Here is a 13,878-nt window from a genome sequence, read left to right as displayed (position 1 = left end):
TTCCGACGGATGTAAAAAAACGGGTTCTGGTTCCGGTTTCCTGCGGGATTAACTGGCAGATCGGCGAGCAGCAACTTTAATCAAGATTCTGCCCTGTCAAAACGTTGACGTTACAAGGATGCCCGCCAATGTGGTTACCCCGTTCTCTGCTTCTGCTTTCGGCCCTCAGCCCGCTCGCCCTGGCCAGCCCGCTGCCGCTGATGCCCTGGCCGCAACAGGTGGAGCTGCCCGCCAGTGGCGGCGCGCTCACCCTGACGCCGTCGCTGACGCTGCAAATTTCAGGTGATCATCTGGCAGGTGCCGAAGCGCGCTGGCTGGAGCGCATCAGCAACCAGACCGGCTGGCCGCTGTTGCCCGCAACCCAGCCGGTGGTCGCGCCGACTATCCGCATCGTGATTGCAGAGGCGGTGGACCCGCTGCCGCTGCCCGACAGCGATGAGCGCTATCAGTTGCAGGTCAATGGCGACGGCGTACTGTTAACCGCGCACAGCCGTTTTGGCGCAATGCGCGGCATGGAAACCCTGCTGCAGCTGATCCAGAACGGTGAGCAGGGCACGACGATTCCTTACGTCACCATCCACGATCATCCGCGCTTTCCGTGGCGCGGCGTGCTGATCGACACGGCGCGTCACTTCATGCCGGTGGAGACGCTAAAACGTCAGATTGACGGCATTGCCGCCGCACGGATGAACGTTTTTCACTGGCATCTCACCGACGATCAGGGCTGGCGCTTCGCCTCCAGCCACTATCCCCAGCTGCAGCAGAAAGCCAGCGATGGCAACTACTACAGCCAGCAGCAGATGCGTGAGATCGTGAAATATGCCACCGATCGCGGGGTGCGTGTGGTGCCCGAGCTGGATATACCGGGACATGCTTCCGCGCTGGCAGTCGCGATGCCGGAACTGATTAGCGCACCTGGGCCCTGGCAGATAGAGCGCGGCTGGGGCGTCTTTAAGCCGCTGCTCGATCCCAGCAATGAGCAGGTTTATCAGGTGATCGATACGCTGGTGGGTGAGATGGCGGCGATCTTCCCCGATCCGTGGCTTCACATCGGCGGTGATGAAGTCGATCCCACACAGTGGAACGACTCGCCCACAATTCAGCAGTTTATGCGCGAACACGGTCTGAAAGATGCGCATGCGCTTCAGGCGTATTTCAATCAGCGGGTGGAGAAGATCCTCGAAGCCCATCAGCGCCAGATGATGGGCTGGGACGAGATTGCGCATCCCACTCTGCCACGCAGCATTCTGATCCAGTCGTGGCAGGGGCAGGATGCGCTGAGTGCGCTGGCAAAAGAGAACACGCGCGGCATCCTCTCCACGGGTTTCTACCTCGATCAGCCCCAGCCTGCCAGCTATCACTATCGCAACGAAGTCACGCCGCGCGGGCTTAACGGCCAGGATCGTCTGGGGCCCGGCGATCAGGCGCAGAGCTGGTCATTCACGATGCCGCGGCTGAAAGGCAGTCCGGTGAAAGGCAGCTTTACGCTCATTCAGGGCGAGCCGGGCTGGCGCGGTTTTATCGATTTTGACGGCAAAGCCCGACGGATGGTCAGTCAGATCAACTGGCTCTCAACGCAGCAGGTGCAGTTCAGCGTGGATAGCTGGATGGGACCGTTCCAGCCGGTGGTAACGCTGCAGCAACAGTCCCTGAAAGGGTATGTGCTGGTGGGCAACGTGCGTTATCCCACCAGCGGTCAGCGCCTGATGCAGCCGCCTGTGGGGATCGCGCCCGTGCTGCCCACGCCAGAACAGGTGCAGCAAAATCTGCTGGGTGGCGAGGCGGCGCTGTGGGCGGAAAACATCAACAGCCAGATTATCGATACCAAATTGTGGCCGCGCGTCTTTGTGGTGGCCGAGCGGTTATGGTCGGCAGAAAATGTCACGAACATGGAGTCGATGTATTCGCGGCTGTCGGCGATGGATCGCTGGAGCACTGTGTCAGTGGGAACGCTTCAGCATGCCCAGACGGAGCAACAGATGATGCGGCTGGCCAGCGGACATGATATCGCCCCGCTGCGGGTATTAGCCGAGGTGCTGGAACCGGCGCAGTACTACACGCGCCAGCATCTGAAGTTTCAGGCGGGCCATTATAACTATAATGAGCCGTTAAACCGGCTGGCCGATGTGCTGCCGGCAGAGAGTGAGGCGGTGCGCCTGCTGGAGCAGCAGGTCGCGGTATTGATCGCTGACCGTAATAATGCCGCTGCCGCCTCCACGGTTCGTGCACCGCTGCAGCGCTGGCAGGCCAACACGACTGCGGTAATGCCAGTCATCAACGGAAGCGCGATGCTGAAGCCGCTGGCACACAGCGTGCAGCAGATCGAGGTGCTGAGCGCCATGGGCATCGCACTGGTCAATGCTTACGTCCGCAACCAGGCGTTTGGTGCCAGCGAAGTGGCGGAGATGCATGCGACACTGGATGCTGCCGCAGAAGTGCAGGATGAAACAGTGATAGCGCTGGTCAGGCCGCTGGAGGCGCTGCTGCGTGCCTTTCAGTAAACGCGGTGGCCAGCCGAGCCAGCCACCGTGGGGTCAGGCCGGGCCGCTGACCGAATGGCGGCGCACCAGCGTCGGGCTGAACATGTGGGTGACTTCCGGCAGCGGCAGATCGTTGGCCAGCGCCAGTGCCAGCTGGGCCGCCTGCTGCGCCATGGTGACAATCGGATAGCGGACGGTGGTGAGGCGCGGTCGTACATAGCGCGACACCAGCACATCATCAAAGCCGATTAGCGACATCTCTTCCGGCACGCGAACGCCGTTGTCGCTCAGCACCGCTAATGCCCCGGCCGCCATGGAGTCGTTGTAGCAGGCGACGGCGGTAAAGTTCTTGCCGCGTCCCAGCAGTTCCGTCATCGCCTGCTCACCGCCGACTTCATCTGGTTCGCCCCAGGTGACCAGCCGGTCGCTGCACGGCAGGCCGTGCTCTTTCAGCGCATCGTAGTAGCCCTGCAGGCGATCTTCGGCATCAGAGATGGTGTGGGTCGAGCAGATAAAGGCGATATTCTGGTGGCCGAGCTGGATCAGATGGCGGGTTGCCAGCCAGGCGCCGTAGCGATCGTCGAGGGCAATACAGCGCTTTTCAAAGCCTTTTATCAGCCGGTTCAGCAGCACCATTCCGGGCACCTGCTTCATCAGCACTTCCAGTTCTGCGTCGGGAATTTTCTTGGCGTGAACCACCAGCGCCGCGCAGCGGTGACGCATCAGCTGTTCAATCGCCTGCCGCTCTTTTTGCTCATTATGGTAACCGTTACCAATCAGCAAAAAGTTACCTGTGTCGCCTGCCACCTCATCCACGGCTTTAACCATCGCGCCAAAAAACGGATCGGAGACGTCACCGACAATCAGGCCGAGCGTCTCGGTCGATTGCTGCGCCAGCGCGCGTGCGTTGGCATTCGGGTGATACTGAAGCTGCTCCATCGCCTGGCCTACGGCCTGTCGGGAGCTGTCGCTGGCTTTGGGAGAATTATTGATTACACGTGAGACTGTGGCGACAGAAACGCCCGCCAGTCGCGCAACATCCTTTATGGTAGCCATGCGTTGACCTGCTTTGGGGAAAACGTTTACACATCGCATCAGTGTTACGGAAAAGGGCGAACACATCAACCCGACAGAATGCCAGCGTCGTCGCAAAAAGGGGCGAAACCGGACCCTGCGGCACATCTTCTGCTCAGCCGTCACCCCATGTTATGCTCACTTTCCTACCTGGCTACCGTGAAAAACAACGATGAAAACTAAAGTGCCGCATCTGGCTCACTGGGGCGCCTTTACCGCCGTCACTGAAAACGATCGCCTGATTGGCTGCGAACCTTTCTTCGCCGATGCCGATCCGTCACCCATGATCCACACCCTTCCCGAGCTGGTCTACTCCGACAAACGCATTCGCCAGCCGATGGTACGGCGCTCGTGGCTGAAGTCACGCGAGAAGAGCGACCGCACGCTGCGTGGCCGGGAAGATTTTGTCGCCGTCGACTGGGAAACCGCGCTGGATCTGGTGGCGGAAGAGAATCGCCGCGTTCGCGAGCGCTACGGTGCCTCGGGCATTTTCAACGGCTCCTACGGCTGGTCATCGGCTGGACGCGTTAACCACGCCCGCACGCTGGTTCGCCGTTTCTATTTTCAGGGCGGCGGTGGCGTCGATCAGCAGGGCAACTACAGCTGGGGCGCGGCGCAGTTCTTCCTGCCCTATGTAATAGGCACCTATATGCCGCTGACCGGACGCGTCACCGAATGGCCACAGGTGGTGGAGCATGCCGAAATTTTTGTCGCCTTTGGTGGGCTGGCGCTGAAAAACGCCCAGGTCGCCTCAGGTGGTGCAGGGCAGCACAGCCTGAAACCGGCGCTGATGCAGCTGGCGGCCAAAGGGACGCCGGTCATCAACATCAGCCCGATGCGCGATGACTGCCCGGAATTCGTTAATGCCGAGTGGATCCCGATTCGCCCCAATACCGACGTGGCGCTGATGCTGGCGCTGGGCCATGAGATCACCCAGCGCGGCGCGGTTGACGAAGCGTTTCTCGCCAGCCACTGCACCGGCTGGCCGCAGCTGCGTGCCTATCTGCTGGGCGAAACCGACGGTGTCGCGAAGACCGCTGGCTGGGCCAGCCGTATCACCGGCATCCCGGCGGATCGCATTGTGCAACTGGCGCAGCAGCTGACCGGCAAGCGCAGCTTTATTACCTGCTCTTATTCCGTGCAGCGCGCCCATCGTGGCGAACAGCCTTACTGGATGATGATTGCGCTGTCGTCGATGCTCGGTCAGCCAGGCCTGCCGGGCGCGGGTTTCTCCTTTGGTCACGGTTCGATGAACAGCGTCGGCAACCCGCGCCAGGACGGTCCGGCTCCGATGATGAGCACCGGCCCGAATCCTTCGGGGCTGTCGATCCCCGTGGCGCGCATCAGCGATATGCTGCTCAATCCTGGCCAGCCATACCGCTTCCAGGGCGAAACACTGCACTATCCCGACATTCACATGGTCCACTGGGCGGGCGGTAATCCTTTCCACCATCACCAGCAGCTAAACCGTCTGGTGGAGGGCTGGCAACGGCCCGATACCGTCGTGGTGCAGGATATCGTCTGGACGCCTGCCGCGCAGATGGCCGACATCGTGCTGCCCGCGACGACCACGCTGGAGCGCAATGACATCGGTGGCTCCTCACGTGACCGCTTTGTGCTGGCGATGCATCAGGCGATTAAGCCGCAGCATCAGGCGCGTAACGACTTCGATATTTTTGCTGACCTGGCAGAGCGTCTGGGCTATCGCGATACCTTCACTGAAGGACGCAACGAGATGCAGTGGATCGCCCATCTTTATCAGCAGTGTGCGACCGCCCATCAGCGCAAAGGCATCGATTTCCCGGAGTTTGAAGCATTCTGGCAGCGCGGCTTTGTTGAAATTCCTGAAGGCGGCAAGCCCTATCAGTTTATGGACGCATTCCGCGACGATCCGCAGGCCAATCCGATCAAAACCGCCAGCGGCAAAATCGAGCTCTTCAGCCAGACCATTGCGGACTATCAGCTTGACGATTTCGCCGGCCATCCGGAGTGGCGTGAACCGCAGGAGTGGCTCGGTTCGCCGGTCAGTCGCGACTATCCACTGCACATGATCTCCATTCAGCCTTCCGACCGGTTACACAGCCAGCTGGATGCCACCGAAACGGTACAGGGTAATAAAACTGCCGGGCACGAAACGCTCTACATGCATCCACAGGATGCGGCCGCTCGCGGGCTGGTGGAGGGCGACGAGATTGAGGTGAGCAACACCCGTGGCGCGATGCTGGCCGGCGTGCGGATCACTGATGGGCTGACGCAGGGCGTAGTGATCATCGCTACCGGCGCATGGTTTGATCCTGGCTTTGGCAAGGCGTGGCAGCCGCACGATCGCGCGGGCAACCCCAATGTGCTGACGCTCGACATTGGAACGTCGTCGCTGACGCAGGGACCCAATGCCATGAGTTGCCTGGTGGAAATCAAAAAACATCAGGATTGCACAATAGCGTAAGGATCTCATGGCTGGTTACATTTTGCCGGTAACTGTTGCGTTTGAGTGATGGCAGCCGATCAATTCCCTTTGCTACATTCAGGGTCCCAGAGGTATTGATGGGTGAACATCAATAGATTTTCTTGATTACACCAACCTGCGCAGATGCGCAGGTTTTTTTTGCCAAAAATCCGCGCCGATAACGAACTGATACACAGTTTTTCTGTTATACAGCCAGCGCTTTCTTTATAACTGCTGGCACCAGCCCCTTTCTCTTTATTTTGCGCAGCGGAATGCCATGCCCCGGATTAAAAAACTACTGGGAAAAGACCAGATAAAAGCGCCCTTTAACCCTTTTCGTTTTCGGCTGATCTGCCTGGGTGTCACGACCTGTCTGGTGGTGCTGCTGGCGCGCGTAGCGGACCTGCAGTTCCTGAATCAGCCGATGCTGGAGCATGAAGCGGATCAGCGATCACTGCGAACCGTCACGCTGCCGACCAGTCGCGGTACCCTGCTGGATCGTAACGGTGAAGCGCTGGCGCTTAGTGTGCCGTCGCGCGATGTCATTGCCGATCCGCAGCGCGTGCTGGAGGGCAATCCCGATTTCACCAGTGCTAAATGGGCCTATCTTGCGGCGGCGCTTAACACCCGTCCCGAAGAGCTGGCTGCGCAGATCACCGCCAACCCGAAACGCCGTTTCCTCTATCTGGGGCGTAAAGTCGAGCTGGGCATTGCCAAAGATATTAAAGAGCTGAAGCTGAAAGGCATCAGTGAAGTTTACGATGACAGCCGTTTCTATCCGATGAGCGAAGCTTCCGCGCCGCTGCTCGGCATCGTTGGGGCGGATAACGTCGGCCTTAACGGCCTGGAAAAAGGCTTTGATAAGGTGCTGCAGGGCGAGCCGGGAAAAGAGGTCTATCGCCAGGATGCGGCGGGCAATATCATTGCGATGATCAACTACCAGCCGCCAACGCAGCCGCCCACGGTGCAGCTCAGCATTGATAAATATGACCAGTACACGCTCTACAGCAAACTGCGCGACGGCGTGCTGATCAACAAGGCGGACTCGGGTGCCGCCGTGCTGGTGAAAATCGACACGGGCGAGATTCTGGCGATGGCCTCTTACCCGTCGTTCAACCCCAATAACTATGAAGGGGCCACCCCGGCGCAGATGCGTAACTCAGCCATCAACGACAGCTACGAGCCGGGATCGACCGTCAAGCCGCTGGTGGTGATGGAGGCGCTGGAGCGCCATCTGGTGCGTCCGGACTCGGTGATCGACACCACGCCTTACAGCGTTAACGGCCACCTGATCCGCGACGTTGGTCACTGGCCACGCCTGACGATGACCGGCATTCTGCAAAAATCGAGCGACATCGGCGTGTCGCACCTCGCGCTGGCGATGCCTGCCGAAGCCCTGGTGAATACCTATCATGCGTTCGGTCTGGGTAAACCCACCGGATTAGGGCTGACTGGCGAAAGCGTCGGCTATTTCCCGCTGCACCGCGCCCGCTGGGCTGATATCGAGCGGGCCACCTTTTCCTTTGGCTACGGCCTGCGTGTCACACCGCTGCAGATTGCCCGTGAATACGCCACGCTCGGCTCTTATGGCGTTTACCGTCCGCTGTCGATCACCCGCGTCACCCCACCGGTTATGGGGCGGCAGGTGGCCAACCCGGAAACGGTAAAAGAGGTGGTGCATATGCTGGAGAGTGATGTCCTGCCAGGCGGAACCGGGCTTAAAGCCGCCGTGCCGGGCTATCGTCTGGCCACCAAAACCGGTACGGCGGAAAAAATGGGCACCAGCGGGAAGTATGATGGCGGCTACGTCAACTACACCGCCGGTATTGCTCCCGCCAGCCATCCTGAAGTGGCGCTGGTGGTGATGATCAACCATCCGACGGCAGGCGATCACTTCGGTGGCTCGGTGGCCGCACCGGTGTTCGGCAATATCATGGGACCGGTACTGAAGCACATGAATGTGGCGCCGGACGCTATCTATACTAAGCCACCGGCCAATCCTTCGGATAAATCTTAGTTAAATCAGAGTGTAAGCGAGGCATGAAAGATATTCACACCTCGTTGCACTTCCCCGAATTCGGTTGCGTTTTCCTGCTGTCTCCGCGCGGTCAATCAGTGCGAGGATAACAGTCCCAGAGGTATTGATGGGTGTGAAAACAACACCGCTTCGGCAGTGAGATCCCTGTTATTACACCAACCCACGCAGATGCGTGGGTTTTTTTTGCCTGCTCGCCGGACCTTGCCTTTCCCCCTGTAAAACCGCCCAATGTACTGCCGATAATTCTGTTGTCGAACCGCGTCAAATCCTGCATCGTGAGGAGCTATTTTCACGATGCTAAGGAGCCGGCATGGTTTTCACATTATTACGCCTGATATTTCGCCTGTTATGGCGGGTCGAACTGCGGGGCGACGTCGCCGAACTGCATAAGCAGAAGGTTTTAATTACCCCGAACCATATGTCGTTTCTCGACGGCATGCTGCTGGCGCTATTTCTGCCCATTAAGCCGGTGTTTGCTGTCTACTCGACCATCAGCGAAAGCTGGTTTATGCGTCTGGCAAAACCCTTTATCGACTTTGTGCCGCTGGATCCGACCCGGCCTATGGCGCTGAAGCAACTGGTCCGGCTGATCGATACGGGCCGTCCGGTGGTGATTTTCCCGGAAGGACGAATTACTGTCACCGGCTCGCTGATGAAGATCTACAGCGGGGCGGGTTTTGTCGCGGCGCGTTCAGGCGCGAACGTGGTGCCAATGCGCATTGAAGGGGCAGAGTTCACGCCGTTTGGTCGTCTGGCGGGCGTGTTTAAACGCCGCCTGTTCCCGCGCATCACACTGACCGTTCTGCCCGCCACCCGCATTCCGATGCCGGAGGCGAAACGGGCGCGCGATCGGCGCGTGCTGGCCGGTGAGCATCTGCATCATGTGATGATGGAAGCGCGCATGGCGGTACGTCCGCGTGAAACCCTGTTTGAGGCGTTTCTGGCGGCCAGGACGCGTTATGGCGCGTTTAAACGCTGCATCGAAGATGTGAATTTCAAACCCGACAGCTACAACGGACTGCTGAAGAAGTCACTGGGCGTAGGCCGTATTCTTGAGCGCTACAGCCAGCCGCGTGAAGTGGTAGGGCTGCTACTGCCCAACACTACCGTGACGGCGGCGGCGATTTTTGGTGCCACCCTGCGCGGACGCGTTCCGGCCATGCTCAACTATAGCGCGGGCGTTAACGGCATGCGGGCAGCCCTGACGGCTGCACAGATCAAAACCGTCTTTACGTCGCGGCAGTTCCTGGACAAAGGCAACCTGTGGCATCTGCCGCAGGGGCTGGATGATGTGCAGTGGATCTACCTGGAAGATCTGAAAGATACCGTAACGGGCAAGGACAAGCTGTGGATCCTTGCACATCTGCTGATGCCGCATCGCGCCCAGCTGCCTCAGCAGCCGGAAGACGCTGCAATGGTACTGTTTACCTCCGGCTCTGAAGGCAACCCTAAAGGCGTGGTGCATTCACATAAAAGCCTGCTGGCGAACGTCGAACAGATCCGCACCATCGCTGACTTCACACCGCGCGACCGCTTTATGTCAGCGCTGCCGCTGTTTCATGCGTTTGGTTTAACCGTCGGGCTGTTCACGCCGCTGATGACCGGTGCCCAGGTCTTCCTCTATCCCAGCCCGCTGCACTATCGCATCGTGCCGGAACTGGTTTATGACCGTAACTGTACTGTGCTGTTTGGCACCTCAACCTTCCTGGGTAACTACGCGCGCTTTGCCGCGCCCTATGATTTTGCCCGCCTGCGTTATGTGGTTGCGGGTGCGGAGAAACTGCAGGAGAACACCCGTCAGCTCTACATCGAGAAGTATGGCATTCGCATTCTGGAAGGCTACGGCGTAACCGAGTGCGCGCCGGTCGTGGCGATTAACGTACCGATGGCGGCGAAGACGCACACCGTAGGACGCATTCTGCCGGGCATGGATTCACGCCTGATGTCGGTGCCAGGCATCGAGCAGGGTGGACGTCTGCAACTGCGCGGGCCGAACGTGATGAAGGGCTATCTGCGCGTCGAGAACCCAGGCGTGCTGGAAGCCCCGGTCGCCGACGATGGCGAAGGCAATCTGGAAGCGGGCTGGTATGACACCGGTGATATCGTCAGCTTTGATGAAGGCGGTTTCTGCCAGATTCAGGGGCGTGCCAAACGCTTTGCGAAGATTGCGGGTGAGATGGTGTCATTAGAGATCGTCGAGCAGATTGCCCTCAAGGCGTCGCCGGACAAACAACATGCTGCTTCACTGCGCCCGGATGGTCAGCGTGGTGAGGCACTGGTGCTGTTCACCACTGACGCTGAGCTGGCGCGCGACAGGCTGCAGAAAGCGGCTCGCGAGCTGGGCGCGCCAGAGCTGGCACTGCCGCGTGATATCCGTGTCATGAAGCAGTTGCCGCAACTGGGCAGCGGTAAACCTGATTACGTCACGCTGAAAAAAATGGCGGAAGAGGAGCAGGCATGAGCCTTGATCGTAATGCGCCGCTGATGTCACGCGGCATGATTGCCGTGATTATCGCCCAGTTCTTTTCAGCCTTTGGCGATAACGCGCTGCTGTTTGCCACGCTGGCGGTGCTGAAAAGCCAGTTCTATCCCGAGTGGAGCCAGCCGGTGCTGCAGATGCTGTTTGTCGCGGCCTATATTCTGCTGGCGCCATTTGTCGGTCAGGTCGCGGACAGCATGGCAAAAGGGCGGGTGATGATGCTTGCCAACAGCCTGAAGCTGCTGGGTGCGCTGGTGATCTGCTTTGGCTTCAATCCCTTTGTCGGCTATACCCTGGTGGGCGCGGGCGCTGCGGCTTACTCGCCGGCTAAATATGGCATCCTCGGTGAGATCACCCACGGCGAGAAGCTGGTGAAAGCCAACGGGCTGATGGAGGCCTCGACCATCGCCGCCATTCTGCTTGGCTCGGTGGCGGGCGGGATGCTGGCTGACTGGCATATTCTGGCGGCGCTGGGAATCTGTGCGCTGACCTATGGCATCGCGGTGGTGGCTAACCTGTTTATTCCGAAGCTGCAGGCGGCGCGGCCGGGTCAGAGCTGGCAGTTCGGCGTGATGACGCGCAGCTTTTTCAGTGCCGCCACGCTGCTGTGGCGTGATGCAGAGACCCGTTTCTCGCTGCTCGGCACCAGTCTGTTCTGGGGCGCAGGCGTGACGCTGCGTTTCCTGCTGGTGCTCTGGGTGCCGGTGGCGCTGGGTATTAACGACAACACCACGCCAACAACCCTGAATGCCATGGTGGCGATCGGGATTGTGATCGGGGCTGCCGCTGCCGCGAAGCTGGTGACGCTGGAGACCGTGCGTCGCTGTATGCCGGCTGGTGTGCTGATTGGCATCATGGTGGTGATGTTCGCGCTGCAGCATTCTCTGCTGAATGCTTATTTAGTGCTGATGCTGATTGGTGCGCTGGGCGGTTTCTTTGTGGTGCCGCTGAATGCACTGTTGCAGGCGCGGGGCAAAGAGAGCGTTGGTTCAGGCAATGCGATTGCGGTGCAGAATCTGGGTGAGAACAGCGCCATGCTGATCATGCTGGGGCTCTATACACTGGCGATTAAGGCGGGTGCACCTGCGGTAGCGACAGGCGTCGGTTTTGGCGTGCTGTTTGCGCTGGCGATTACGGTGCTGTGGCTATGGCGACCGGCTAAGCGTTAACGGATTAGCCGCCTCTCTCCGGCCTGCCAGGAGAGAGGCGGCTTACACGCTTAGCGACGGATGGCAATCGCTTCGATTTCGATTTTCACATCTTTTGGCAGACGCGCCACTTCGACACAGGAACGCGCCGGGAAGGAAGCTTCATGCTCGGTGAAGAACGCCTCATACGTCGCGTTGACCGTGGCGAAATCATTTAAGTCCTTCACAAACACCGTAGTCTTCACGATATCGCCGACCTTCAGACCCGCGGCTTCAACAATCGCCTTTACGTTTTCCAGTGACTGACGCGCCTGTGCGGCAACGTCATCGGCCACCTGACCGGTTGCCGGATCGACCGGAATCTGACCCGAGGTGATGATCATGCTGCCCAGATCCACACCCTGAACATAGGGGCCGATAGCGGCAGGGGCTTTTGCAGTACTGATTTCACGAGACATCATTGCTCCTTTGATTATGTCGTCAGGCGGCGATGCCGCCGGTGCTGCCCATTATAGGGGCGGGCAGGGCGATTACCAGTGACCCAGCACCACATGCCGGGCGAACTCTTTCTCACAATATTTGCACTTCAGATGCACATCGTCGGCGCGCTGCTTCACGGCAAAGCTGGAGAAGACGGGCTCGCTGCGACTGATGCAGTTGCTGTTAGGGCAGGTCAGCACGCGCTCAACGTGATCCGGCAGCGTCGGGGCGATCTTTGCCACGACTTCATAGTCGTCGATGCGGTTAACCGTGGCATGGGGCGCATAGACCGCCAGCTGATTCACCTGATCATCGGTAAGAAAGGTGTTCTCTATCTTGATGAGATCTTTGCGGCCCATTTCGCCCGACGGCAGATTCAGACCGATGGTAATGCGCTGATCGGTTTCGGTCAGCCGGAACAGAGAAAGCAATTTAAAGCCGATTTGCGCCGGAATATGGTCGATCACTGTACCGCGTTTGATCGCTTCGACCTGCAATTTGTTGTCTTGCGTCATGGGGAATCTCCTTACAGGGCGAGTTCGCTGTTTAAAACCAGTGCCAGCAGAGCCTGGCGTGCATAGATGCCATTACCCGCCTGCTGGAAATACCAGGCGTAAGGGGTTTTATCGACATCAGTGGTAATTTCGTCGATGCGCGGCAGCGGGTGCAGCACCTTCATGTTGGCGCGCGCTGTACTGAGATCGGCGGCGCGCAGAATGAACTGGGCTTTGACGTTGGCGTATTCGGACGGATCGAGCCGCTCTTTCTGCACCCGCGTCATGTAGAGAATATCGAGCTGCGGCATGACCTCTTCAAAGCTGTCGTGCCGTGACCAGGCGATATTCTTCTCATCCAGCATATCGGTGATATAGGCCGGCATCGCCAGCGCATCGGGTGCGATAAAGAAGAAGCGGTTGCCATCAAACTTCGCCAGCGCCTGAGTCAGGGAGTGCACCGTGCGGCCATACTTCAGGTCACCGACCATCGCCACATTCAGCTGACCAAGACGGCCCTGCGTCTCCTGAATGGTGAAGAGATCGAGCAGCGTCTGGGTCGGATGCTGGTTCGCGCCGTCACCGGCATTGAGAATCGGGATACCGCCAGAGAACTCGGTCGCCAGCCGCGCCGCGCCTTCCTGCGGATGACGCATTACGATCGCATCGACGTAGGTGCTGATGACTGAAATGGTGTCGGCCAGGGTTTCGCCTTTCTTGCCCAGCGAGGTATTACTGCCGTCCGCAAAGCCCACCGCTGACGCGCCAAGGCGATGAATCGCCGTTTCAAACGACAGGCGGGTGCGGGTCGAGGCCTCAAAAAAGCAGCTGGCGATAACCTTATGCTTCAGCAGTTCCGGCTGCGGATGGGCTTTAAGCGTAGCGGCGGTGTGCAACGCCAGTTCCAGCTCTTCACGACTGAGGTCGTTGATTGAAATAATGTGCTTGCGATATAGCGGGTTAGGCATAGATCTCTCCTCTGCGCGGCCGGATTGCGGCCAAAAAAAAGCCCCTGCTTAAGGGGCTTTTTTATGATCGGGTCGATGACCGAAGGAAACAGCAGCGCCGCCTGCGGTCAGGCGTGATTGAGCGTCAAATTGTCCGCTGTGCTGTCGCATATTTCCTCCGGCAAATTGGGCCGCATTATACCCGTTCACGGTGGCGCAGCAAGAGGAAAAGGAGCATAACGAAACCGTTGACGGCTGTGCATCTTCAGTGGTTATTCAGGGGTGTGGCAGA

The 13,878-nt window shown here is 59.0% G+C and carries 9 protein-coding genes; 5 read left to right on the top strand and 4 right to left on the bottom strand.

Features of this window, described 5'->3' with window-relative positions; translation table 11 throughout:
• Nucleotides 1-128: 128 nt before the first annotated feature.
• Nucleotides 129-2,501 carry a beta-N-acetylhexosaminidase gene (locus tag ACR8BF_RS16640; protein ID WP_434745305.1) on the top strand — a complete coding sequence of 791 codons (2,373 nt, stop codon included), beginning with the start codon at nucleotides 129-131 and terminating at the stop codon, nucleotides 2,499-2,501.
• A gap of 33 nt (nucleotides 2,502-2,534) precedes the next feature.
• Here the strand turns inward: ACR8BF_RS16640 and galR are convergent, their stop codons facing one another.
• Entirely contained in the window at nucleotides 2,535-3,536 is a 1,002-nt protein-coding gene (gene galR, locus ACR8BF_RS16635) for an HTH-type transcriptional regulator GalR (protein WP_179897412.1), read from the bottom strand.
• 190 nt (nucleotides 3,537-3,726) lie between these two features.
• Here galR and ACR8BF_RS16630 point away from each other — a divergent pair, with 190 nt between their 5' ends.
• The 4 genes from ACR8BF_RS16630 to lplT all read left to right on the top strand — a co-directional run bounded on the left by ACR8BF_RS16630 (nucleotide 3,727) and on the right by lplT (nucleotide 11,686).
• Nucleotides 3,727-6,000 carry a molybdopterin guanine dinucleotide-containing S/N-oxide reductase gene (locus ACR8BF_RS16630; protein ID WP_434745304.1) on the top strand — a complete coding sequence of 758 codons (2,274 nt, stop codon included), beginning with the start codon at nucleotides 3,727-3,729 and terminating at the stop codon, nucleotides 5,998-6,000.
• A gap of 277 nt (nucleotides 6,001-6,277) precedes the next feature.
• Complete coding sequence (locus ACR8BF_RS16625) at nucleotides 6,278-8,017, top strand: penicillin-binding transpeptidase domain-containing protein (RefSeq protein WP_292986372.1); 1,740 nt, start codon at nucleotides 6,278-6,280, stop codon at nucleotides 8,015-8,017.
• Nucleotides 8,018-8,348: 331 nt separating this feature from the next.
• A complete protein-coding gene (aas, locus tag ACR8BF_RS16620; protein WP_179897417.1) occupies nucleotides 8,349-10,499 on the top strand; it encodes a bifunctional acyl-ACP--phospholipid O-acyltransferase/long-chain-fatty-acid--ACP ligase in 2,151 nt (716 codons plus the stop codon).
• Nucleotides 10,496-11,686, top strand: a complete 1,191-nt coding sequence (gene lplT / locus ACR8BF_RS16615) for a lysophospholipid transporter LplT (RefSeq protein ID WP_434745303.1) — start codon at nucleotides 10,496-10,498, stop codon at nucleotides 11,684-11,686. The genes aas and lplT overlap by 4 nt, the downstream gene beginning before the upstream one ends.
• A 50-nt stretch (nucleotides 11,687-11,736) precedes the next feature.
• Here lplT and ridA read toward each other — a convergent pair whose 3' ends face one another.
• From ridA to pyrB, 3 genes are all read right to left on the bottom strand, one after another.
• Nucleotides 11,737-12,123 carry a 2-iminobutanoate/2-iminopropanoate deaminase gene (ridA, locus tag ACR8BF_RS16610; protein WP_179897838.1) on the bottom strand — a complete coding sequence of 129 codons (387 nt, stop codon included), beginning with the start codon at nucleotides 12,121-12,123 and terminating at the stop codon, nucleotides 11,737-11,739.
• Between the two features lie 72 nt (nucleotides 12,124-12,195).
• A complete protein-coding gene (gene pyrI, locus ACR8BF_RS16605) occupies nucleotides 12,196-12,660 on the bottom strand; it encodes an aspartate carbamoyltransferase regulatory subunit (protein ID WP_010251684.1) in 465 nt (154 codons plus the stop codon).
• Between the two features lie 11 nt (nucleotides 12,661-12,671).
• Entirely contained in the window at nucleotides 12,672-13,607 is a 936-nt protein-coding gene (gene pyrB / locus ACR8BF_RS16600) for an aspartate carbamoyltransferase (protein WP_179897422.1), read from the bottom strand.
• Nucleotides 13,608-13,878 lie beyond the last annotated feature (271 nt).

It is taken from the genome of Candidatus Pantoea rara (assembly GCF_051136265.1).
In the GTDB taxonomy this organism is placed as follows: Bacteria; Pseudomonadota; Gammaproteobacteria; order Enterobacterales; family Enterobacteriaceae; genus Pantoea; species Pantoea rara.
The sequence above is the reverse complement of the archived record's forward strand: the minus strand, read 5'-3'. Positions and strand labels throughout refer to the sequence as shown.

Excerpts from the sequence above, each read along its gene's own strand:
- ACR8BF_RS16640 (WP_434745305.1), top strand. The coding sequence starts at position 129 with ATGTGGTTACCCCGTTCTCTGCTTCTGCTTTCGGCCCTCAGCCCGCTC.
- galR (WP_179897412.1), bottom strand. The coding sequence starts at position 3,536 with ATGGCTACCATAAAGGATGTTGCGCGACTGGCGGGCGTTTCTGTCGCC.
- ACR8BF_RS16630 (WP_434745304.1), top strand. The coding sequence starts at position 3,727 with ATGAAAACTAAAGTGCCGCATCTGGCTCACTGGGGCGCCTTTACCGCC.
- ACR8BF_RS16625 (WP_292986372.1), top strand. The coding sequence starts at position 6,278 with ATGCCCCGGATTAAAAAACTACTGGGAAAAGACCAGATAAAAGCGCCC.
- aas (WP_179897417.1), top strand. The coding sequence starts at position 8,349 with ATGGTTTTCACATTATTACGCCTGATATTTCGCCTGTTATGGCGGGTC.
- lplT (WP_434745303.1), top strand. The coding sequence starts at position 10,496 with ATGAGCCTTGATCGTAATGCGCCGCTGATGTCACGCGGCATGATTGCC.
- ridA (WP_179897838.1), bottom strand. The coding sequence starts at position 12,123 with ATGTCTCGTGAAATCAGTACTGCAAAAGCCCCTGCCGCTATCGGCCCC.
- pyrI (WP_010251684.1), bottom strand. The coding sequence starts at position 12,660 with ATGACGCAAGACAACAAATTGCAGGTCGAAGCGATCAAACGCGGTACA.
- pyrB (WP_179897422.1), bottom strand. The coding sequence starts at position 13,607 with ATGCCTAACCCGCTATATCGCAAGCACATTATTTCAATCAACGACCTC.